General features: G+C 42.2%; 21 protein-coding genes. 3 read left to right on the plus strand and 18 right to left on the minus strand.

All coding sequences use genetic code 11. From position 1 onward, the window contains the following. Window positions 1-115: 115 nt before the first annotated feature. From NI000_RS30470 to NI000_RS30480, 3 genes are all read left to right on the plus strand, one after another. The gene (locus tag NI000_RS30470) at window positions 116-670 is read left to right on the plus strand and encodes a hypothetical protein (protein WP_253415119.1); all 555 of its coding nucleotides are present in this window, start codon (window positions 116-118) and stop codon (window positions 668-670) included. Between the two features lie 3 nt (window positions 671-673). Next, entirely contained in the window at window positions 674-1,648 is a 975-nt protein-coding gene (locus tag NI000_RS30475; RefSeq protein WP_253415120.1) for a BtrH N-terminal domain-containing protein, read from the plus strand. 209 nt (window positions 1,649-1,857) lie between these two features. Beyond that, complete coding sequence (locus NI000_RS30480) at window positions 1,858-2,091, plus strand: hypothetical protein (RefSeq protein WP_253415121.1); 234 nt, start codon at window positions 1,858-1,860, stop codon at window positions 2,089-2,091. Between the two features lie 549 nt (window positions 2,092-2,640). Here NI000_RS30480 and NI000_RS30485 read toward each other — a convergent pair. The 18 genes from NI000_RS30485 to NI000_RS30570 all read right to left on the minus strand — a co-directional run bounded on the left by NI000_RS30485 (window position 2,641) and on the right by NI000_RS30570 (window position 23,254). Then, window positions 2,641-3,909, minus strand: coding sequence for a type III PLP-dependent enzyme (locus NI000_RS30485; protein ID WP_253415122.1), 1,269 nt, complete (start codon window positions 3,907-3,909; stop codon window positions 2,641-2,643). Between the two features lie 250 nt (window positions 3,910-4,159). Continuing rightward, window positions 4,160-5,419, minus strand: coding sequence for an ATP-binding protein (locus tag NI000_RS30490; protein ID WP_253415123.1), 1,260 nt, complete (start codon window positions 5,417-5,419; stop codon window positions 4,160-4,162). Window positions 5,420-5,517: 98 nt separating this feature from the next. After that, window positions 5,518-5,775, minus strand: a complete 258-nt coding sequence (locus NI000_RS30495; protein WP_253415124.1) for an acyl carrier protein — start codon at window positions 5,773-5,775, stop codon at window positions 5,518-5,520. Between the two features lie 221 nt (window positions 5,776-5,996). Further along, entirely contained in the window at window positions 5,997-6,788 is a 792-nt protein-coding gene (locus NI000_RS30500; protein WP_253415125.1) for an ABC-2 family transporter protein, read from the minus strand. 1 nt (window position 6,789) lies between these two features. Next, a complete protein-coding gene (locus tag NI000_RS30505; RefSeq protein ID WP_253415126.1) occupies window positions 6,790-7,587 on the minus strand; it encodes an ABC transporter permease in 798 nt (265 codons plus the stop codon). A 1-nt stretch (window position 7,588) separates the two neighbouring features. Beyond that, window positions 7,589-8,566, minus strand: a complete 978-nt coding sequence (locus tag NI000_RS30510; RefSeq protein WP_253415127.1) for an ABC transporter ATP-binding protein — start codon at window positions 8,564-8,566, stop codon at window positions 7,589-7,591. A 36-nt stretch (window positions 8,567-8,602) separates the two neighbouring features. Then, window positions 8,603-9,670 (minus strand): M42 family metallopeptidase, encoded by a 1,068-nt coding sequence (locus NI000_RS30515; RefSeq protein WP_253415128.1) that lies wholly within the window; start codon window positions 9,668-9,670, stop codon window positions 8,603-8,605. A 239-nt stretch (window positions 9,671-9,909) separates the two neighbouring features. After that, window positions 9,910-10,848 (minus strand): acetylxylan esterase, encoded by a 939-nt coding sequence (locus tag NI000_RS30520; protein WP_253415129.1) that lies wholly within the window; start codon window positions 10,846-10,848, stop codon window positions 9,910-9,912. A gap of 46 nt (window positions 10,849-10,894) precedes the next feature. After that, window positions 10,895-11,836, minus strand: coding sequence for a hypothetical protein (locus NI000_RS30525; protein WP_253415130.1), 942 nt, complete (start codon window positions 11,834-11,836; stop codon window positions 10,895-10,897). 5 nt (window positions 11,837-11,841) lie between these two features. Then, window positions 11,842-13,389 (minus strand): glycosyltransferase, encoded by a 1,548-nt coding sequence (locus tag NI000_RS30530; RefSeq protein ID WP_253415131.1) that lies wholly within the window; start codon window positions 13,387-13,389, stop codon window positions 11,842-11,844. 542 nt (window positions 13,390-13,931) lie between these two features. Further along, entirely contained in the window at window positions 13,932-14,759 is an 828-nt protein-coding gene (locus tag NI000_RS30535; protein WP_253415132.1) for a hypothetical protein, read from the minus strand. Next, window positions 14,711-15,601, minus strand: a complete 891-nt coding sequence (locus tag NI000_RS30540) for a radical SAM/SPASM domain-containing protein (protein WP_253415133.1) — start codon at window positions 15,599-15,601, stop codon at window positions 14,711-14,713. The genes NI000_RS30535 and NI000_RS30540 overlap by 49 nt, the downstream gene beginning before the upstream one ends. Then, window positions 15,601-17,187, minus strand: a complete 1,587-nt coding sequence (locus NI000_RS30545) for a B12-binding domain-containing radical SAM protein (RefSeq protein ID WP_253415134.1) — start codon at window positions 17,185-17,187, stop codon at window positions 15,601-15,603. Before NI000_RS30545 ends, NI000_RS30540 begins: the two co-directional genes overlap by 1 nt. Before the next feature lie 53 nt (window positions 17,188-17,240). Next, complete coding sequence (locus NI000_RS30550; protein ID WP_253415135.1) at window positions 17,241-18,224, minus strand: hypothetical protein; 984 nt, start codon at window positions 18,222-18,224, stop codon at window positions 17,241-17,243. A gap of 22 nt (window positions 18,225-18,246) precedes the next feature. Beyond that, window positions 18,247-19,266 carry a threonine aldolase family protein gene (locus NI000_RS30555; RefSeq protein WP_253415136.1) on the minus strand — a complete coding sequence of 340 codons (1,020 nt, stop codon included), beginning with the start codon at window positions 19,264-19,266 and terminating at the stop codon, window positions 18,247-18,249. Window positions 19,267-19,445: 179 nt separating this feature from the next. Then, window positions 19,446-20,864, minus strand: coding sequence for a nucleotidyltransferase family protein (locus NI000_RS30560; RefSeq protein WP_253415137.1), 1,419 nt, complete (start codon window positions 20,862-20,864; stop codon window positions 19,446-19,448). Continuing rightward, a complete protein-coding gene (locus NI000_RS30565) occupies window positions 20,845-22,023 on the minus strand; it encodes a nucleotidyltransferase domain-containing protein (protein WP_253415138.1) in 1,179 nt (392 codons plus the stop codon). Before NI000_RS30565 ends, NI000_RS30560 begins: the two co-directional genes overlap by 20 nt. A gap of 43 nt (window positions 22,024-22,066) precedes the next feature. Next, a complete protein-coding gene (locus NI000_RS30570; RefSeq protein ID WP_253415139.1) occupies window positions 22,067-23,254 on the minus strand; it encodes an acyl-CoA dehydrogenase family protein in 1,188 nt (395 codons plus the stop codon). Between the last annotated feature and the right edge of the window lie 74 nt (window positions 23,255-23,328).

Genomic DNA, 23,328 nt, shown 5'->3' on the forward strand with positions numbered 1-23,328 from the left:
TTTAGAATCAAAAAAGTTAATATGTGACAGCAACAAAATCCCAAACGAAAAAAAGACCCAGTGAGATTATTAATAATATCACTGGGTCTGCCTTTATTCTCTGTGGAGGGACACAATGACCAATTACCATATGTTGGATATAACTAGTTACCTTAATAATGTAGGATGTACAAACGATAATAATATCTCTCATGGAGAACTAAGCCTAGGAAAACTCTCTCTTCCCGAAAAATTTCTCCCGTTTGGCTCTATATTTTATTACGAAAAAATTCCATTCAAATTTATCAAATATAATCAATATGATAATATCGAGTTGTCTGGTCAGATAATTAATTTCAAAGCAAAACAAATAACAAAAGTTCATCTTCTTGGCACAGCTTCTGAGGCGGATATGTATGGGGATGTGCATTTTTGCAACAATAACCAAATAGTACACAGTGACAAAATGTTTTTTTCGCATTTTACAAAAAGCAAATCATCTTTTCGTGATCAGTTAGCATTACAGTTTCCTTATATTCATTTGCCAACGGGAATCTTAAATCAAGTATCCCCGAGTATCTGGTATGATGTAATTAGTTTTCCAAAAAGCACTGCCGTTTCCTCCATTCATTTTGAGGATAATCCATGTCTTCATTTATTTTGTCTGACTATTGAATTGGGGGATTTATAGTATATGCATTTCACTTTATATCGAAGTCAACGTCATAATTGTTCTCATCTTACAATAGCAGCTATGCTTAAAAGATTAGGGTTTTCTGTTGAATCCATCTTTAATCAATCAGGACTCGTTGTTAAAGGAAATAGTCATAAAGATTTTTACATTACACCATATTATAAAGATATATTTGAAGTGATCGAGGAGAATATGGGTGTAAAACATAAAAAATTAATCTTTAAAGATTTTGATAGTGTTTCACTAAAAATCAAAGAAATGCTTAATAATGGACAAACAATATCTTTAAAATCAGATATATTTGAATTACCATACTGTCATCATTATCAAAAACAACATGACCTTCATAGATTTGAAATTGTAGGATATGACTACACTGAAAATCTCTACGAATTTTGTGATCATTATTTTTATCATCACGGATTCATATCTGAAGAAACTTTAACTTCGGCAATAGAAAGCACTCGAAAAACTTACAATTTTAATGATACTACAATAGATTATTTTGAAATAGATGATTCAAATAAAATCAAGCCCCAAAATGATTTATTTAAAGTAGTAGCTGCCAATTATAAACATATGATTGGCGATTTAGATTTCAAAAATACGGAGGATATTGTGGTCGTTGGGCTCTCGGGAATTGAAACTATAAAGATTATTATTAATGACGTCTTTGGTTTAGAACATATTAAGGCACAACCCTATATTGATAAACTGTATAGACAATTCAAAGAAATTGGTAATTCGCGCTATCATTTTCATCTCTATTTAATGCTTCATAATCAAAAGTCAACCGCAAGCAAACTTCTTGATGCTGCACAGTCTTGGACAGTGGCAGCAAATTTAATAATGCATGCTTACTTTAAAGGAGAATTTGATAACTACAAGCAGAGAGTTATTAATAGAATTGACCACATATGTTCTCAAGAGCAGCAAAATATTACCGCAATGCAAGAGTTCGTAGTGACAGTGTAGAGAAATTTTTGTGCTAGGAGTTATTTGCGTAAACTCTCCCTTAGATGAGTTTCTCTGGAGAAAGAACCGGCTGTTTAACGAAAGTACTGGCCAACGGGGGCTGAAAAAACGCCTTCCCCTTTTGAACAAGCTCTGTCCATTGCCATGGTAGCAAATAGAGCATCTTAGGCTTTCGTTGCTTGGAAAATACTCTTTTTTCTTCTTACTTTTTGAAGCTGATGCTTACGGATCTCAAGCGGATACTTGAAAAAGGTCAGCGCTTCTCTATTTTTACAACAAGGCTGAAGGATGTGGGGGATTTTGATACCCAGATTTCTTCGAACCGAAGAAGCTTCACAAGAACAGCTTCTTCGGTTGCAGTCTTGTTAACCGGCCTCAAGTTCGCCGTTCCTTTTCAACTTTATAGGAGACATAGCCGGTTGAGTTGCTACTGTGGTGAATGATATACTTCTGAATCTCTGCCGTGGGTAACATGCGTTGTTACTTTTAAAAAAACTATCAAGAGTCCATCTAGGTGATGAGAATGACCTGGACTCCTCCATTTTTCAGCTCATTTAAGATACTTAGCTTGAACTTTGCAGACTCGTTTTCACAGATCCACATATCCCAAAACATTTCCTTCAAGATCATTCTATGTGCGTGAAGATTAATCTGTCCATAAGGACTCCGTCCTGCTCGATTCTAACAGAGCATAGTAGTCACATTTTGAAAAACTGAGGACCTAACACACAGTAGTTATGTCACTTCTCAGGAATGGTCTGTATTAGTTCCAGCTCGTTCTTTACGGCTTTAACAGCAATTGAATTTGGTCATCTAGTTTCTTGGTACTTCCATTGCAACATGTATGATTTGTTTGGTTTCTAGCCATTTCAATAGCTTTCGTCATCCTCGGGAAGGTACATATCTATTATTCAGGGGAGACGTTCACTTCTTTCTTGCCAACTGCTTGTGCAATTTACGCATCTCCTCATTGTTGTTTGAGGCACTAGAAATCACTTTAGTTTTGTTAGAACTTGGTGGAGCAGCAAATCCTCCACTCTACCACGCTCCCGGATCACCCGACTTTCACCTTGGTAATAATAGACTTCCATCGCACTTTCATGCCCTAAAAAAAGCTGAGGACTATACGAAAGTCCATATGCTCCAGATTTTTTTATCATTATAAGGTCACCTTCTTTCGCAACGGGAAGTTCTACATTTTTAGCTAAGCAATCCTCAGGTGTGCATAGTGGACCGACAATGGTTGCCTTTTGAATTGGAGTCGGTACGCAATCTTCCATTGATTTAGAAATTAACTTTATTGGGAAGTTATTTCGAAGTGTCCTCCCACGAAAAGTGGAGGAAACGTGATGATGCATTCCTCCATCAACAATATAAAATGTTTCACCTTTCGAATGCTTCACATAAAGAACCCGCGCCACATACACACCAGTTTCAGCTGTTAAATATCGGCCGCTCTCAATAATGAAACGCGTCGTGGGAAAATCGTAAACAGCTTTATTGATTAATTGATTGACTCTTTTAGCCAACGTTAAAAAATCCAGTTCTTTTTCATGAGCAAAGTAAGGCACACCCATCCCCCCACCCATGTCAATCATTTCACACAAAAGGCCATACTCATCTCTTATACACCGAGCCAAGTTGACTGCATACGAAAAAGCCTGATAGAGTTGTTGGGCTTGCAGAATCTGGGTCCCGGTATAGATGTGAATACCTCTAAAATGAAGAAAAGAACTTGAATTGATTTTTTCAAAAACATCCACTAATTGTGATTCGTCAATTCCGAATTGACGTGGCACACCGGCCATTTTGATACTAGATTGTACCAAATCACTATCAGGGTTAATGCGAACTGCGATGTTCGCTATCATTCCCATCTTTTGTGCCAGTTGTTCAATTATCACCAGTTCTTGATAAGATTCAATAATTACGCAGTAAATGTTCTGTTCTAGTGCATAGGTAATTTCGTCCACATTTTTTCCAGGTCCGGAAAAAATAATATTTGATGGCAAAAAACCTGCTGTTTTCGCCAAAAATAGCTCACCCTTAGAAGCCACTTCCGCTCCAAAACCCTTTTTTAGAAAACAATGAGCTAAAAACAGATTATTATTTGCTTTAAGTGAAAAAAAGATATCGATCGACGGGTGTAGATATTGGCGGATTCGATTAACATGATTCTCAAGAAAATCACCGTCATAGATATAAAGTGGTGTTTTGTAAGAAGTAGACAACTCCCAAATTTTTTGATCAGATAGTTTCATACATTCAACCTTTCAGCAAGGGTTTATGAGTCGCGCAAATGCAATTGTCTTCTCTAAATTCTAAGTTCCTTGTATTTATGCCATGAAAATATAGTAAAATATCGATCATAGCGAAATAGAGTCATACCCTTTTTGATTCAGAACCAAGAAGGACCGTTGCCTTCTGTTATTTTTCCATCCGTTGGCTTTTAACATCATAGGATATTCAGCGATTTCTGATCCCTTCAGGACAATGCAACAAACATGCTTATCAATCAATAGGGATTAGCGGAAACTGAAAACTGGGCCTTCTCGTCGTACAGAATGTATTCGGCTCGATTCCGCTTCCTATTCCGTCAAGACCTACTTGATTCCCTTTTGATTTTTCCATCTCTTTGAACTGCCTGACCATGGTTTTTACCTGTTCGTTGTCAGTACCAAAAAACAGCACATAGATCCGATATGTTGCGGCCCTATCAGGTAGCCGGTGCTGGCAAAATGTGTAGATCAGAAAGTCGCTTGTATGATCAGCATGAATCTGTTGTTCCATCATTTTTAAAAATTCCGGAAATGACATTTCTTTACAACCATATATGGTAATGTAACTGCTTATGACGACAGGATAATGAGCATACTTGTCCTGAATTAGCGGAAGCAAATAGGTGACCTGGGTAAAGCGCGCATTGATCTCAATCAACGGATAAATGTTCATCTCCATATCGATGATCGAGTCAATGCCGCATATGCCTCTGTAATTCATCTGCTGTAGCATTGCTCCTGCCCGGTTTATCCAGTAGCGATATTTCTCCAATACGGCTGGAGCATATCGTGGCGTGAAATTCGTGCCTTTATATACTCCCTGGCGATCAATATACTGTTCAGTAAAGGCAATAACACGGCTTCCGCTATCATCTATAACTAGTTGACAGTTGATACATTGCTTAACAGGATACCAGCCTTCGATTAGCAGTTCAAATTCCGGCTGACGTCTAGTGATATATTTGAGGATTTTCTCAAAGGCTTCCCGGTTATCTATCACCCTTAACCCCTTCCCAGACGAGCCGTAAGGAATTTTAATGACGCATTTCTCAAAACCTGCCTCACATAGCTTTTGGTAAGATTGTTCTATATCTTCCGAACTGTTGCAAAAGTAACCACGTGTGATTGGCAGACCATGTTTCTCCGCCAGTGTCCGAACAAAGAATTTATCGTTGATTTTCTTAGTCAACCCAGCATCACAACCGTATACGGAAGTATAGAGATGATACCGCTCTTGGATCGATTCTGTCATCATATAGGGAATGATCCGATCAAAATGCTGGCTTTTCAAAACACGCTCAACTTCAGCTAACTCATCCTCTGGCGGTATAAACTGCATCTGCGGCAAAGTGATACCGCGAGCAGTCAGGTAATTAAGAAACTCAGGATCAGGGTGATGACGTAGGAGCACGGTATGCTCCGGCCTAGCAATATAAAACAACTGCTGTTCCTGTTGCTTTATCATGGCCTGCAGCTGTATATCCGTTACCATTGGGAGTACAGTAGATCGGTTCCAATTCTGTTCCTCATTAATATTATAATACCAAAGTATGTGCTGTTGATTGCGGGTTTCGCTGGACATACTTAGTATCATTTGGCACCTGTCAGCTTGCACTCGACAATTTCTATAATTTTCTGCAAAGAGGAAAAGTTTTCAACTAGCAGTTCTTCATCTTCAAAAATGATATCAAACTGTTCTTCCAAGTCAATTACCAGCGCAACAGACTTCATCGAATCCAATCCCAGTTGACCCAGTTCCTGATCTAGGTCATATTGCTGATTATTTTGTTCCAACACTCCATCTAAAATGCCTTCAATTAGAGACTTGATTTCACTCTTTGTCATCATTTCACCTTTCCTTCTGATCAATGATAGGCTGCATAAATTTTACGGTAAGTTGAAGGTGCAGCAAAGAATAGGGGGATATATTCCCCAGTAACATAGAGATGTAACACTTGGTAATAAGGGGGTTTTAATAACGTTTTGGATATAGTGATGTGGTATGGATATAATCTGATTGATCATAGACGACTTCTTTCCCATAACAAGCGCTAGCCCCAAATTGACGGTTAACTGCTGCTGCCATCGTATCTGCACAGCATTCTATTCCACAACCAAATTGCTCCAGTTAGAAAAAGGATACCTGTTCCCAGCGTGAATATTCCGGCATTTGCCGAATCGTCCATCAGCCATCTAACGGGAAAATAAAGAATAAAACTCAACGGAATCGCAGTAATAATTATACGAGTCCAAGGATGGTAGGCTTCAAGCGGATAGACCAGATAATTCTGTAACGTCATAAAAGCTAAGTCCCTCACCTGCCTACCCTGAATAATGAATATGCTGGCCACAGCCCCAATAATATAAATCGCCGCCATCATCAATACGGCATTAAGTACAACCAAGAGAAGTTTTCCCAGTACCCACAGGTCCCACTGCATTTTCAACTGGATGCTAGAAACGAAGAGCAGCAAGATTCCTAAGCTGATATGTCCAAAAGAAACAAATTCAAAACCCTGAAGCGCAATTTGCAACAACACGTTGCGGGGGCGACATAACAAAATATCCAGCTTTCCCCGATGTACATAACTGTCAAAGTATTTGAACTGGGACATGACTACATTGGTAAGCCCATAACACAACACATACAGTCCATATAAGAAAGTGATTTGGTGAATATTCCAAGAAGCGACATTCCCGAATTTAAGCATCAAAAAATAGATTGAGGCGTACCCTGTTAGAAACACTAGGAAAACGGCAATGGACGTGACCCAAAAGTTCAACGGATGGATGAACTGCTGTTTCCATAGAAGTTTAAGGGACTTATTTATATAATTGAGATGATATGCCGACTTGGTCATACTATCCTCCAAAAATAATAATTTTCCTGATACTCTGACTCCATATCCAGCGGGCAACCAGCCACAGTATAATCATCCATCCCAATTGAAGTAACAGTATCTGCGCTATTTGCCCTGCACTGTAATTTCCCAAATAAATATTGACCGGTGCAAAAACGGATAGGGAAAACGGCGTATACTGCAGTATTCTTTGAACAATGTCAGGATAAAACCACAATGGAATGGAGGCACCCGACATTAAGACAAAAAGAGTATTACTAAGTATATTGAGCGCCCACAGATAAGGAATCCAAAAAGCGAACAAAGCGACAATATAATTGGCATAAAACATAATTACAAATGAAACCAAAAGGCTGATCATAAACCAAAGCAGATCATAAAGATGCTGAGGTCCCTGAACATCATAGAAGAAATAAGTCACTATTAAAATCGGCAGGGTAATCATCACGATCTTTTGTAACCATGAGCCGAATTCCTGTGCCAGCATAACAAAGTCAAGTGGAGCCGGTTTCAATAGTTCCATGGAAATCATCCCTGTATGTATTCGATTCTGGACGTTCGTCATAGTCTGCATAAAAAAAAACTGCGCAAATTTTGCGATCACTAGATAGGTAACTGTCTGCTGAATCCCTACTTCAACAGGCTGGTCTGTTGAAGCGTAAAATGCTTCGAACAACTGGATTGATAGCATCATAAAGAGAAGTTCACGAATCAACTGAATAACATAGGCTGATCTGAACGCGAATTGGGTTTGAATGGACATCATAACCAATTTTCGGATATATCCTAATTGAAGCACATTATAGCCCCTTAGAATAAATATTCTTCAATACATCTTCGAGCGTATCTTCACTGACAGTAAAATCCCTGATTGTGCCTGTCTGTCCCAGACGCTTCAGCAGATGATTCACAGACACTGATTTTTTTTCAAAACGCAATTTCACCTTGTTTTGATCCATAAACGTTTCACAATTCTCGATGACAATGGCTTCCTGTACAGGCTCTTCAAAAGTAACTTCAATCTGCCGATGGGTGACATAATTTTTGAGAAAATCTTTTTTTTCGCCATCGTAAATAATACTCCCTTGGTCAATTAGGATTAATCGCCTGCATACCTCTTCAATATCATCAATATCATGTGTGGTCAGAATGATCGTCACCTTTTTTTCTTGATTGATTTCGCGCAGAAAATGCCTGATTTTGTTTTTGGCCACAATATCAATTCCAATGGTCGGCTCATCAAGATAGACAATATCCGGGTCATGTAGGAAAGCGCAGGCAATCTCAGCTCTCATTCGCTGTCCCAAACTTAACTGGCGGACAGGTATTTTGTTGAATGACCGTAGATCTAGGAGTTCTTCAAGTCGGTTTAGATTGCTCTTATAAATATCATCCGGAATATTGTAAATTTCCTTAAGAAGTTCAAAACTATCAGTAATCGGCAGGTCCCACCACAACTGGGTGCGTTGTCCAAATACAAAACCGATATGCTGTGCATTTTCCTTACGCTTCACATAAGGCATAAGCCCATTCACAAATACCCTGCCGCTGGTAGGCGCTAGGATACCGGTTAATATTTTGATAGTAGTCGATTTGCCAGAACCGTTAGGTCCGATATATGCAATCGTCTCCCCTTTTCCAATCCGAAAATTGATATTGTGTATAGCTCTCCTCTTCTCGTACTTCGGAACAAAGAATCCTGTAAGCCAGTTGAAACCTGGCTTATTCTTACGGATAACCTTATAATCACGGCACAAGCCCTCAGCCTCTATTAGCATGGAATCACCCTGACCTTTTTTAAGGAAGATTCTGATTTACCTAAACATAATATGATCTACAACTGCCTGATCCAGTCCTCGCAGCAGTGCTGTTACCAGTCGAACGACCCTCTCATAATCTTGCAAGTGAGTTACACAGTTGTGAGTATGCATATAGCGTGTAGGGAATCCGATCACAATCGTCGGCACGCCAGCTCCATAAGTATGAATTTGACCAGCGTCTGTCTTGCCAAAGGACAGGAATTCATATTGCAGCGGTATCCCCATCTTTTCCGCTACATGTTCCACATATCGAACGAAACGCTGATTAGGCAGCATTGAGGCATCATACATGAATAATAATGGGCCTTTACCGCATACCGGTCCATCTATATTCTCCGCTCCGGGAATATCGCGCGCTGTTCCGGTATCCAGTACTATCGCCAACTCCGGCTGTACCAGATGAGCGGCAGTCAACGCCCCACGCCGTCCAATTTCTTCCTGAGCAGTCGCAATAGCATAAATGATATTAGGATGATCACCCTCCGCGAGCGCCTCTAACACCTGAATCAAAGCAGCGCAGCCCAAACGATTATCCAACGCCTTGCCTGCGATGTACTGACCCTGATTTAGTACCGATAATGTACTTGCAGGGGCAATAGAATCACCGATGCGGACCCCAAGCTCCAGCGTCTCTTCACGACTAGATGTGCCGATATCTATAAATAACTGTTCTTTGGTGAATCCTTCCTTGCGGTTTTCTACCGATAACAAATGCTTGGACTTACTACCGATGATTCCTTCTACTGTTCCCTGCTCCGTATACACAACAACTCGATGAGCAGGCATCACCTGAGGAATCCAGCCACCCAGAGGTTGGAACAACAGAAATCCGCGCTCAGTAATGCTTTTCACCATAAATCCGACTTCATCTAGATGAGCGGATAAGCTTACACGGACACCTTTCGCGAATCCTCTCTTTATACCTATCACTGACCCCAGTCGATCTCGTTCGATATGCGCTAGTCCATCCATATAATGCATCATCAGGCGGGCAACATCCTCTTCACGCCCTGGAATTCCGTTTGTTTCGGTCAACTCCTTTAACAAACTGATCGTATCCATAGCTTCTCCTTAAGGTAATAGTATTTTGAAAAGTCTGGTTGTTTTCATCACCATTAGAAATCATTATGGCCATTACCAATAGTGATGACTACATCTAAACTCAGCCCTCTGCGCTTAAGCACATGGCGTAGCCCGGCTTACTTATCGGTAGTTTCCAAATGATCTTTAGACAGTGAAAACTTTTTGTGGGTCTCGTACCTTATGTTTCTAAGCTCGGAACATCCTTTTATCCAACCGTCTTAACGTGTTAAATATCTGCTCACAAAATCAGCCTTGAGCTGCTCATGCACAGTCATATGAGCATGACCGTTATCAGGAAAATGCACCCACTCTTTTTCCCCTCGAATTTGATGAAAGGCGGATATAACCGCTTCAGAGGGCGCTATTTTGTCCTGCCCAGATGTGATAAAAAGAGAAGCAGCGTGATTGTAAGGCATATGATACAGAACATCAAAATAACTTAATGTACGCATGATCCGTTCCTGTTTATGATGCTGCGGATCAAGATTTAGAAACCAGTGAGTGAATTCCTCATAAGGTTCTTGATGAAGTGAATTTCGGAATATGTAGTCAAAATTACATAAAAACGTATTAACTGCCAGTACGATCTTGGGCCGTGGATCAAGAGCGGCCACCACCAAAGCAATCGCAGCACCCTGACTTCGGCCAGTTACGATGATCCGGTCAGCATTTACTACATTCAGAGTGGAAAGCACATCCAGCGCCCGTACGGCATCCATATAGACATATTTATAATAATAATGGTGTGGATCAAGGATTCCTTTGGTCAACCAGCCTGCCGAACTGCCCCCTTCATATCGGGCATAATCGGGACTGAGTCCACCCTGACCTCGTACATCCACCGTAAAATAACCTAACCCCATCGCTATCCAGTGCAGACCCTCCACAGGAAAGCCCCTATTCCCGTAATAGGTTGGGTATCTCACGACGACCGGAACTGGATGGCCTACAAAATGAGGCAATAGTAGCCAGCCGTGAATAGGGGTGCCATCCATTGCCTGGTAGATCACTTCGTACAGTCTGATATTTTCACTGTAAAAAGTGTTTGGCGTCATCGTAAATGAGACCGGGGACTGCTGCTGTTTTTCCAAACAGGCGTTCCAAAATCCCCTAAAATCTGCTGGTAATCCGTAACCTCCATGCTTCGTTCCACTCATCTGTCTCTATCCAGTTGGATGGAATGGTTACCGCCACATAATCTGCTCATCTATACTCCACTTCCTGCTGCTTTTCCGCAAGATAGGCGGCGCACTGATCAGGGGAACCGTATAGCGCATCACCCAAATGTCCGCTTACAATCGATTCAATTAGTTTAGTTCTGTCACTGTATATATTTTGATTATCCAGATCAGGTACGCGAATCGTCCGGTCAGCATGTTCGCCGAACATGAGCAGGCTGGCGCTGCCTCTTATCAATCTGGAGATATCTTCATACAGCATTAGTCGGGTACGGTAAGGTTCTAAGGCATTATGATGCATAGACCCGGGCTGTAATTTGATTTTATAAAATCTATCAAGCGGACAGAAATTTTGTTCTGACATCAATCCCAGATCTTCCGGACTTACATAACGTTTACGATCAAACTGAGACTTGTCATAATCTACGCTGAACAAGTCATCTGCCAGTTCAGGCATAGCCTGCTTAATCGAGCTTTGTCTGAGTTTAAGTCCTTTTTTATGCGTGCCGACCACTACAGGCTGATCATTGATGATCTTAACAACCGATGATCCGTTGGATATCAACCGGGCACTATGCTTGAAACAGCTGGTAAGAGCTGTGATGGTTTTGCCTGAACCGCTTGAACCATAAATCAGCTTGGCCTTGCCGTCTAGACTGATAGACGAGGCGTGAATGACGAACTTCTTATCTTTTTGCAGCGCATAATGACTGATTAGATGGAGCAGGGTCTTCAATACTTCCGTGTTCCGGATTTCCTTCCAGTCCGCCTCCAGTATTAATTCTGCCTGCCCATCCCAGATTATTCTGGCCTGAGGACGATCACGATAGCCAAGCTTTGCAACAGGATGGGTATTAGGGTCTGCTATGTCATAATGCCAGAGAATGCTCTGATTTTGAAACGCCTCATCCCTCTCACTTTCAAATAAGAAGGAAGTTCCGCATGTGTCAAATAACTGCTGTTTCATCTCTATCACTGACCTTTCAATGGAGTCCTTTCTTTTTGGATCTGAGCAGATGTAAGCTTGATCCATATCGTTCTGTAGGCAGAAGCACCGTGCATAATGAACATTAGTATAGAGCCTGTGCAGCATTCTGCAATGGTTCCGGGCCACCTGAATTTCTGTATTCCTTCTTCCAGATAAGTCTTGCTCAACGCAATCGCCACAAGATTCGGTAGAACCAAATAGATCAAATAAACGAGAATGAACAGCGGTAGACGGTATGGCAAAGGATGCAACAGGCTTAAAGCCAGAAAAAACACCATCAACGTTGGACCAGCTATCCAGCGCACCCCATGTTCAAACAGACAGCAGGATAACCATGTCAGCCGGAATTTATTCGCTAGGTTATTAATATTTTCGTATCCCATAATGATATCTTTGTATTTGAATGCTTGGAATGGACCCCAGAACCAAGTGGATTTTTGAATATACAAAGCTCTGACGGTATCAGGCGAATCCGCACTTTCAAAAAAAGGAACTGGGATGATCGGGACGCCGGAGTAACTAGCCTGCAGTCCAAAAATAGCGTCTTCATTATGTGTCGTAGTCGAGAAGCCCTTAAATTTCTTGTAAGTGTCATAATCAAAAAACAGACCGTGCCCGATACAATAATTCACGAACGGAAAACATTTTTTTTCTTCCATTACAAAGTCTGTATCGTCACGGAATGTCCTCAGAGCATTCGGTATTTCAAATCCCAGGCTCCACCTGCTCTGCCAGGCGGCAGCTGCTGTGAGGATAGATTTTTTAATAAAAGAGTCCCGAGACCAGTTCTCAAAATTGTTGAAATAAATACCGTACTGCTGAAAAATACAATGCTGTCGGTGGTATTGATGCCGGATATGCCGTACCCAGGCAAATGCGCGCTGATCCGGGCAGGAGTCCGCATTATACAGAGCAAACAGAACACTACCCGAATCTGATACTGTCTGAACAAATTGCTCCACCCCGTAATTGACCTGGTGGGCCATGTTTCCTGTAGTACCGGGCATATGAAAGGTCCGTACACATGGATATCTCTCCGCCAGCTCGTCCGCAAGTTCAATCGTATCCGGGCGCTCCTGAATGAGCGTACGGCTGATCTGACGGGCCTGCTCTAGATTGATATTCGAGTCAAGCCTATGTTGTGTGTTATTTCCTAATTTCGGTAATGCCACAGATAATACAGATTCCAGTTCCGCTATGGAACCCGCCTGGTCCACCCGGTGTAGCAGGTTTCGGGTAGTATGCTGGTAAGCTTCCTTTTCCTTTTCCGTTGTCACAATAATAACGGAATAGCGTCCCTGAATATTATCTTGCATCTTTACAAATCGTTCTACTGTATGCCACAGGCGAACTGTTTCTTCCAGAACTGGAATTATGACACACATTTCCGATGCTGGTTGTTCAGTCCCGAAGTCACCAGACTGATGCCAATGCCGCAGGTAACGGCTGGTTCTGCTCAGTTTGTACATCCATGTCATGGAGAACGCGATATGCATGCAAACTAACGTCCAGTATGTGTAGCTCTCGATCATTATTTCCCCATCCTCAGTCTTTAAATTGAAGAAGAGACTGCAAGATTTGTTCCAATGTAAGTCGCGTTGCATTGGAAGCATTGGCATACGGTATGGCTATTAGCGATCTCACATGTTGGATCCGCTCCAAAGAGTGTTCATACACATCGTCCATAGATTGTTCGGCGTCGATAATATAGACATATCCTGGGTATTTCCGCGCAAGATGGTGATAGAACTTTTTCTTCTTTACATACAATTCTATATTCTCGTCATGATTGGTCCGGGATGTGCCAAGATCACCCTCTTTTCGCTTCCGTAGTGTATATTCATTGGCTTCAAGAAAAATAATGCTATCCGATATCCGGGCATCTGCATACTTTTCCAATATAATTTCGACGAATGGCTCCATAATATTCCATCCATTTTTACGAAAGCTGGAATAATATCTGGTATGCAACAGACAATCCAGATAACCAATATCAATAAAGGTAACCTCCGACTTAGGCCGTCCGTATCTTCCGATCATCTTTTCAAAAAACCAGAGTTGCTTGAGCAAGAATTCATTTTGGTTCTGTGGGTTCTTGATCCGCGGCTGTGTATGTTCCAGTACCTCTGGTAATCCCAAACCTACTCCCGTCGCCACTAGCCTGTTCATCAATGTTGTCTTGCCAACTGCGCTTGGTCCGTCGATATCTATAAACATGCTCATCTTCCTTATCCCATAGTGCTATGTGTAAACCTTCCATAATCCGGATGCTGCTTAATTGGTCTGTATTAAATTGAAAAATTCCTTTAATCAATTGATAAATCTCATGCTGATTTTCCTGCTTGATGGTATAACAACAATGCTCACCCCAGTGCCTGTGGACCTTTTGGTGGAATGCATCAATACATTGATAGTATTCCGGTCGAATCAGATCAGTTGGTGTCCCTTTAGCCTGAACCGATGCTTCTCCGCGTAAATACCTTCTGTACAAAATATCCCACCGATTCTGCAAATAGATAAACAGTCGTGGTATGATGACTTGTCCGGCCTTTAACTGAAACTCGAGATAATCGATGAATGATTCTCGAATATCGATCCCCTCTAGAAGTAACAAGCATTTCACATGGGCGGATAACGAAAGAAAAGAGCGATCCAGTACGAAAATTTGCTGTCCATTCCTAAGTTCCCTCATCATCTGCCGCATCCGATGCTGTTCCTGATCCACATACATCTTCTGAATCTCTATCCGTGACAGTGTTCTCCCCACTATCGGTTCGTATTCCGCCACCGTAAAAAAACCTTTAGACTTCAGATACTGGCACAGGGTTGTTTTGCCTGTGTATACATTGCCATCTATTGCGACAATGCCCCCCCTGTCAAGGCCAGTTTGCATTTTTTGCATATTTCCGGAACTTCTCCTTCTCCTCTGTAAATGGAAGCTCTAACCTTGTTGTACGCAGGCGAAAGCCAGATTTCACGAAGTGACATTTCGGCCACATTCCCAATAACGGTTGATGCGCGCCAGTCCTGGCAACACAATATTATATCGCCGTTCACACGAATGTGCATTCTTTCCAACGGTCGATGCTGTTCACAACCATAGACCCTCTCATGCCGGACTTCATTGGAGAACAATTTTACATTGCCGGATCGGTCTAAAAATCCCCAATGCTTAAATTTAAGTCCGTGCTGATAGCAGAACTCCTGAGCCTGCATGTATTCCTCTTCCGGTACATAAGGATGAGCGATCATAACCAGATTGATCTCCGGAATCTGCTGCCGCAGACGAGGGTCTGTGATCAATCTCATCAGATTTGCCCAGACACGCTCCCATTTCAGCCCTGGCATCATCTTTTCATGCGTTTGCTGCGAAAAACCAAAAATACTGAGTCTCAGATCATCAATACGGGTATAGTACAACTTCGAGATGATTTTTTCATCCAACATGGATACATTTGTAGAAATCTCCACAACCGATTCTGGGCATTGCTCATTGATCATGGCAATTTTATCAGGCATGTTTGGATCAAGAAACGGTTCTCCATTCAGGTAAGGAATCAGCCGTAGATCAGACTGATATTTCTGACATTCTGCAATAATTTTTTCAAACAAATGGTCTGCCATAGTTCCTCGGAGTCCTTCTTTCCATACCTGTGCGTGTGGGCAGATAATACAACAGGCATTACAAGCAGCGGTTGTTTGGACTTCAATCGCTTTTGGAAAATCAGGAACTTCAGGAAACATCAGACCGACTCCTCTCCCGTAAATAATGTATCTGGAATCTCCGGTCCATGATGCACACGGATCGTTTCCAATAGATTCCCCCACGCCAGTTGAAGCCGGTGGTACAATCTCCAGTAATTCTGGATAAAATATCGATGCAAAACAGGTGAAGATACCTCTGATTCACTCCATCCATGCTGAACCCCTTCAATACATTCTTCAAAATACCGTAACAGCAAATCCTGGTATTGCTGTTTCTGTTCAAGGAAATATTGCCATTGTCTGAAATGGGTTAGTTTGAATTTCGGGTCCTCTCTTAATACCATATGAATGGCCAGATCAGTATTGGTACAGAAAAATTCCATATCCATATACGATTTTTTTAACACATGGTTAAATATTAAGGTGAATCCCTCATGTAGTGCACGAACTTCGCCAGACGTGAATCGATATTGATAAGCGAGGTCTACGATAGAAGATAAATCCACATCTTCTGGTGGTTGGACCAACTGATGCATGCCTGACCCAGGCAACAGGCGAATCTTCTCGATAATAACACCAACACGGAAAAGCTTATTCATATGATACAGATATTCAATATTTGTTTTAACATCTTCCACCTTCGAAAAAGGATGGAAAACGATAAACCCGATGTGGTGACTGACCCCATATACCTCCAGTTTTTCTTTGACATCATGGTAAGCATCGGTCTTAATACCTTTTTTGAACAGCTTGAGTGTATCTTTTGTCCCACTTTCAACCCCAAGAAAAACCCGGATCAGTCCAGATTCGGCCAGCGCTTGTAGCACCTCTTCTGGTGGAAATGGATGACAGCGCAGATAGACCATATATCTAACCTTGAGCTTGCGACGGTGAATTTCATTCGCCAGTTCAATCAGCCGTTCGTTATCTCTGTCGCTGCCCCAGAAGATACTATCATTGAAAATCAGAAAATTTTTGCTGTACTCATATCTTAAACTTTCCATTTCATCCACAACACGCTGCACGGATTTGACACGTCTCGGAGCGGTATTTTCCTCAAAGGAACGCATCGCCGGGATATGGCAAAAAGAGCAGTTCGCCAGACAGCCACGACTTGCTTCCAAGTTAGCCAACGCAGCGCGCTCTTTCTTTTCCACTTCACGCACTGGGAAAGGAAGTTGGTCCAACGATAATGTAGGGATACGTGGTTCTGCCTCAATGATCTCGCCAGTGACAGGGTCCCGCCACAATCCGCCTCTTATATTCACTGGCCAAGTATAATTCATGGGGTCATGCTGTAAAGCCTTAACCAGTTCCAGTGCCGTCTCTTCCCCTTCTCCAAGGATGATACCATCTAGCTCAGGATAAAATTCGATTACACGCTGCGCGTTTAAACTAGCAAAAGGCCCACATACGAAGATCCGTTGGAACAGGCCTGCCCGCTTGGCTTCAATCGCCAATCCCATATTTCGCTCATAATCCTGAAAGTTAATCTTGAGCAACAAAACAGGAAAGCTTCCGCTGTGTCGGCACAAACGCTTCCCATTAATGTGTGAATTGCGTTCCAGGAGGCACATGTCTATCTCAATCCCGTGTTCCCGCAGCATTCCCCCAATGCTGTTCATTGTCAAAGAGGCGCCAGATTGTGTCATTAACGTTCTGGAAAAAGCTAGACGTATCACGATAAACTTCCCTCTGCTCTTGTAAAGTTCTGAACCAGCATTTCCTGACGTAAAATATCCATAACTTCCTTCAATGGCCCTCTCATTGTATAAATTAGGTTCAAATTAACCATCTGCTTGATAAAACGGAACAGATTTTGATGAGTCTCTTCACAACTAAAGTCCGGTATCCAGGGACCAAAGTGCTTATTACGGTCATACATCGCCAAGGTGACTCCGCGAATTAAACCGGACATATTCTCATGAAGCACTATACTCGCCATATCTGAAGCTGTCTGACTGTATTCCAGAGAATCGGTATATCCCAGCCCGATGAAGAACACTTTTTTCACAGGCAATGGCCTTGTTTCCATTTGTACACCTATTTCTTCAGGAGTTACCCGCTTGCGCATATCGGATATACCCCGGAACCGCTTGCCAAAAATGGTATCAAACATGTGCAGATCGGTTTGCTCCAAGGCATGACTTCGCAGCGTCAAAAAGTTGTTTCCATCTCCACCCAGCACATATGGCTGGCCGTCCATCATCCCGATTTCGGTATGATCATTGCTAAATAATTTGCAACCCAATTTTTTGCACAGATTATAGACCATCGTAGTCTTGCCCGCTTCTTTAGCTCCGAGGAAAAGATACGCATGCTTACCATCACTAACGGATGAGGCGTGCGCGGAAAAACGGTGATGAAGATGCGCGTCCCGCTCAAACATATTCAACAGCAAGCATTCCAACATGCTAGTCGTTTTGATCTCGCTCCACGGAGCTTGAAAATTAACCCCCTCCTTATTTACCGAACATTGGTAATTCGGACCGTCAGTATAAAAAAGCTTTTGCCGTATAAGAGCAGGCTGTTCACTCTCTAGGGCCGATCGCAAGCTTCCCTTGCCTAGCAAATTGGATTTTACACTGAAGTATTCAGCGACTCCGTCCTGATCCGATTCGATCAGGCAGCTTCGCTCATTCCAGTTCACAATCAGCTTCATACTCAAGCTCCTGTTCTGACACTTATTTTAATATTTCAGCGAAAAGAAAGATTAACCGCTCCAAATGAGACTCCTGAATCTCCCGGTGGACCACCATATGAAGGGTATGCTCATTCAGAAGATTAATTTTCACTCCATTGCACCCCAACTGTTCATATAAGCGGACTGCATTCGTCCTGTGATGACGCACACGCAAAGTAATAATATTCGTAAAGGGAGAGTTTTCGTTAACTTCAATTCCCGGTAGCTGCCTTAAATGTTGTGCCAACCATTCCGTCATCCGATGATTGTCTGCCATCCATTCTCCGGCATGATGCAACGCCGCAAGACAAGTTGCTGCCATAAGATCGCTTTTGTGTATCGTTCCCCCCAGCATTTTTCGCCATTTTCTGGCCTGATCGATAAAGATTGCAGGACCGGCAATAATCGCTCCAAGGGGAGCATTATAACTTTTGTTAAAATTGACCATGACCGAGTCCACACTTTCTGCAAACTGGTTTAACGGCAATTTCTGGACAAACGAAGCGTGAAATAGGCGTGCTCCATCCATATGGAGCGCTATATTCTTCCGCTCCAGTAGTACTCGGATATTATGGAGTTCATCCAATGATAGAATGCTACCGCCACTATAGTGGTGGGGATTTTCCAGACACACCAGCCTCAGCGCAGAATATTTCGTTGCTGCAAGGATCTGCTGTTCTATTGTGTCGTGCTGAATCATACCCTGCTTTCCAGCCAAACAATGCAAGGTCACACCTGCTATAGATGAAATAGCGGCATGCTGTATTCTTGCTATATGGGAATTCCGCTCTACCAGAACCGTATCCCCACGGTTACAATGAACAATAACAGCAATCAAATTTCCCATATATCCTGTTGGTACAAATAAGGCTTTTTCTTTGCCTAACTGTGCGGCCATTGTTTGTTCCAACTGTTGAGTAAAATTGTACTTTCCCAGTGACTCGTTTGCCTGTAAGAGTGCACTTAGCTGATATTTGTCCATAGCTGTAAAGGCATCTGTTGACATATTGATAGTATACATCTTGTTCTTGCACCTACCTTGATTTTAGAAAAGAACACAGGAGCATACACTCCTGTGTTCCTCGGCAAGCCCATTTAAACTAGCGTTTGGAACTTTTTTTTGATACTTTTACTGGAGTAGCTGGTGCGCATGCCATAGAACTCACCTCCTTATCTTAGTAATCCGGTTTTGAATTAAAATCAGACTAGCCTGAATTGCCGTATCATCTGCAGAATCTCCTGGGAACGATCGATCATTTCCTCTGTGAACAGAAGATTACACGAAATGATGAATAATCCGCAGTGAGTCAGTAGCAAATCACCTTCTTCAAATGAAACCCTGATGCCGTGAAGAGAATCACTCCATACAGCTGAAACCCCCGCATGTTGCAACGCACTCAGCAGCCGCTTATCCTCTACAGCAAGGTGGTAAGGAACCTCTAAATCATCCAGCAGTGCCGGACAGGACATGTAACCGAATTCCACATTTGCATGTCGAAAACTAGAAATTTTTTGAAGAGCATATTTGGTTGGACGGTTCCATTCCCTCGTCTGCATACTGGCAAGATGTTTGGCAAAAAAGTTGCCCCAACCTAACACAACCACTTCACGTAGCGACCTTACTCTGCTTGCTTTGATGCGCTCAAGGTTCCACCATTGCCTGGAAATTTTGCGCCAGTTATAATGGATAGGCCATTGAGCAGCAGGGGTAGACGGGGACTCTACGCCTTTATTCCAAAACCGAAAATGGTTATCTTCGACGTAGATCCGCTTCAGCCAGTATTCCAGATCGTTGGCGACGAATTCCAACGCATTCAGACGAATATAGTGCCGAAGCATATCCATATCTATATCTGGAAAATTTTTATAAATGCAATAAGCGTCGTTAATATCACGAATCGTAAGGCCCTGATGACTGAGTGCATGCCCCAGCAGCAGGATCAAGGACATTTCAGGTCTTAACTGTCTTAGATATTTCATACCATGCACAGGCATATAGGCTTCATCCACATTAATCTCCAACTTTTGGAGAAAAAAAGTACTATAAAACCCAGCATGCAGATCTAGCCGGAAATCGCCGTCTGCAAATCTCTTTTTCCAGTGACCCGTTATAAAATAAGGCTCTTGCTTGTCATTTCGTTTGGAAAAATACCAAGCTTCCTTCTGCACACACTCATTGACTCTTAGTTGAGCAGTTAGCATCCACAACTCTCGCGCATTAGGCAACAGGACATCTACATCTTTACTAAAACGAATCTGTCCTTTAGGATACCACTTATTTACCGCAGCACCCTTAATTATGATTGGATGAGTATTTTGTTCGCCGGCTATCTGGTCAATCCAGGTCAGCATCTGATTCATCCAATTCATGCGTTTGATACATAGCTCATATTCTTCATGTAATTCGTTCAAAAGTGACGTACCTTCATATTCACCACTACGCTGTAGATGTATAAAGGCCTGCGGCTGGACTTTGGAATACCGGAACATCGTCAGCAGTTGCTGATCCTGTATATCTGACTGCTTGAGTGTCTGAATAGCTGTCCGGCATCTCTCTACACTTGCTTCTAAAGATCCTATGACAGCTACAGCCTCCAGTTTATCCATTGCGATGCTCATTAGCGCCCTCCGCCTCCGTAGAAAAATCCTCCAGCAGATGCTGTTCCAATATAGCGGTACGGTTGGCATCGAAAATTCTTTCGATTATTGAGTCCTTCCAAGTGTATACGATTTTGTCCTTATCCAGAATCTGGTGCAGGTAGGAGAGGTCTGCCCCCCTAATCCGATCCAGTACATGAGCCGGAATAGTATCTGGATATACTATTTCCGTATAATGGAGCGTATAATAAGTTTCCCGCTCCATATTATATTCCCTTACTTTTTCTAGAAATACATCCCAATCTATGCTCACTTTGCCACGAGTGATTAGCTGGTAGATATCAACAAGCTTGTACAAGGCCATATCCTTGTTTTTCAGTACTTCCTTATAATCTACTGCTTCCTTGCAGAAATGGATACATAAAAAAATCAACATGTCTTCCCAAGACAGTGAAGGAAGCTCCGTATCTCGGATCGGCGCCATGATTCTTTGCTCCAGCAGTTGACTTACGATTTCATCTGTTTTCCGATTAGTACGGATATCAATCGAAAATTGGATATCCACGTTATGGAATTCTACAAACGTCATATCAATTGTTTTACGAATCATAGGGTGGAGTTGGTGTGAGATCATCGGAAACTTGATCACGTCTTCCCGGTTCACCGGAATAATCTCTCTTGTATTGTAATGATACTGTCCATGCATATATCCAAGTTCATTCAGTAGCCTGACCACTTCTTTGGTCTCGCTCGAGTGAATTAGTATATCCAGATCATTAGAAGAACGCATACCTATACCCGAATAAGCATATTCTGACAAAACCAGACCTTTGAGCGTGACAAATTTAATTCCGCCTGCTTGTAGATGATGGCACACATCGCTAGCCAGCTTGAACTGTTCTTCGGCCTTAAGCTGCTGGGCCTTGTAAATTAACTCTGTAGATTTAAAAAAGTAAAAGGGTACAAATTTACTTCGCTCTTCGATAATATATTTGCGGATATTTGTCCAAACGATACCTACGACTCGGTGCATCTGTACTAGCCCACATACCCGACTCCAGTCAAGGTATGAAGCAAATAGTTTCTGAATGTAGTCCAGTTCTTCCTCCGAAATGTGAATTTTGGACAGTAGATAGACCAACTGTGATTCCCTGTCAATTTGCAGATGCTTCACATTCATACCTCTTCCTCCTCCTTAATTAATGCCAAGCATGGATATTTAATCATATCCAGCGATTTTTTAACGGTATGATACCTAGTTCTTTTTTGGCTATGTATTCTTTTAACAAATCTTCGCGGGGGGGATGATAGTGGAGCGCATTTGCATCACGGTATAATCTTTCCAGTAGATTTCCACGCTGTAAGGAACATGTACCCTGAATTTTTGCGGCAATGGCAATGATCTCATTAACCGAATTAGACAGTGTCTGTTTAACTTCCAGTGTAGTCAGGTAACTAACATCCCCAAGTGTTCCTGTTGCAATATCCCTGTCAACCTGTCTCGCTGCCGCAAGCAAAATCGTTTGAGAATTATCCAGCAACACTTTCATATCTGCTATCGCGTATTGCACGTTAGGCAGAAAGCACATTTTTTTTTGAGAAATCACATCAACCTTCTTTTTCACCATATCTAGTACATAATCGTAGGCACTTCGAGCGATCCCCTGATAGACTGCACACAATGCTAGGCGGAACCAATAAATCAGTTCATGTGTGGCCTCGAGGCCGCGCCCCGGACTACCGATTAAATTGGAATCGGGTATAAATACGTTGTCAAAGTCCAACTGATGGGTCATTGTCGCTACCATTCCCGAGATGTTCCATGTATCCTTGACCGTGATACCCTCCATATCACGGTTAGCTAGCATCGCCGTAATGCCAGCTCGTTGCCCCTGACTAGCTAGGGTGTAGCAGTACAATGGAATATAGTAAACAATCGGCGCACCTGACACATAGGGCTTTGTGCCATTTACTATGTATCCACCAGCGACCTTTGTTGCTTTCAATGAACTTACTCGTTCGAAGTCTTCATTTTTATACAGAAAATAGACATTGGGATTGCTGATCGAGGCAATATAATGTCCTTCTCGTACCTTCTTGTTGACTTCTGCTAGCAGTTTCGGATGAAGAATATGTTGAAATCCTCCAACAGAATAAAGGTGCATAGCCAAACACAATGCTGTTGCTCCACAGCCTGATGATAACTGCGTCAGCAATTCACAGGTCTGCTCTACATTGAAATTCTGCCCTCCATCAACTTCCGGCAAATTGACAACATGCAGTCCCGTTTGTCGAATTGCTTCAAAGTTCTCAAACGGAAATGCTCTTTCCCGGTCATAATAGGAAGCCTTGTTCGCAAGCCTGTTCTTCACTTCTGTTAATCTGTCCTGAATGCTTGAATCCGTCAGCATACTTTTCTCCATCCTTCTCTATGCCAGTTAGTTGATGTCGAACTGCCGCGAATTCCTTCCCATCTAAATCGAGA

This window comes from Paenibacillus tyrphae (assembly GCF_024158745.1).
In the GTDB taxonomy this organism is placed as follows: Bacteria; Bacillota; Bacilli; order Paenibacillales; family NBRC-103111; genus Paenibacillus_G; species Paenibacillus_G tyrfis_A.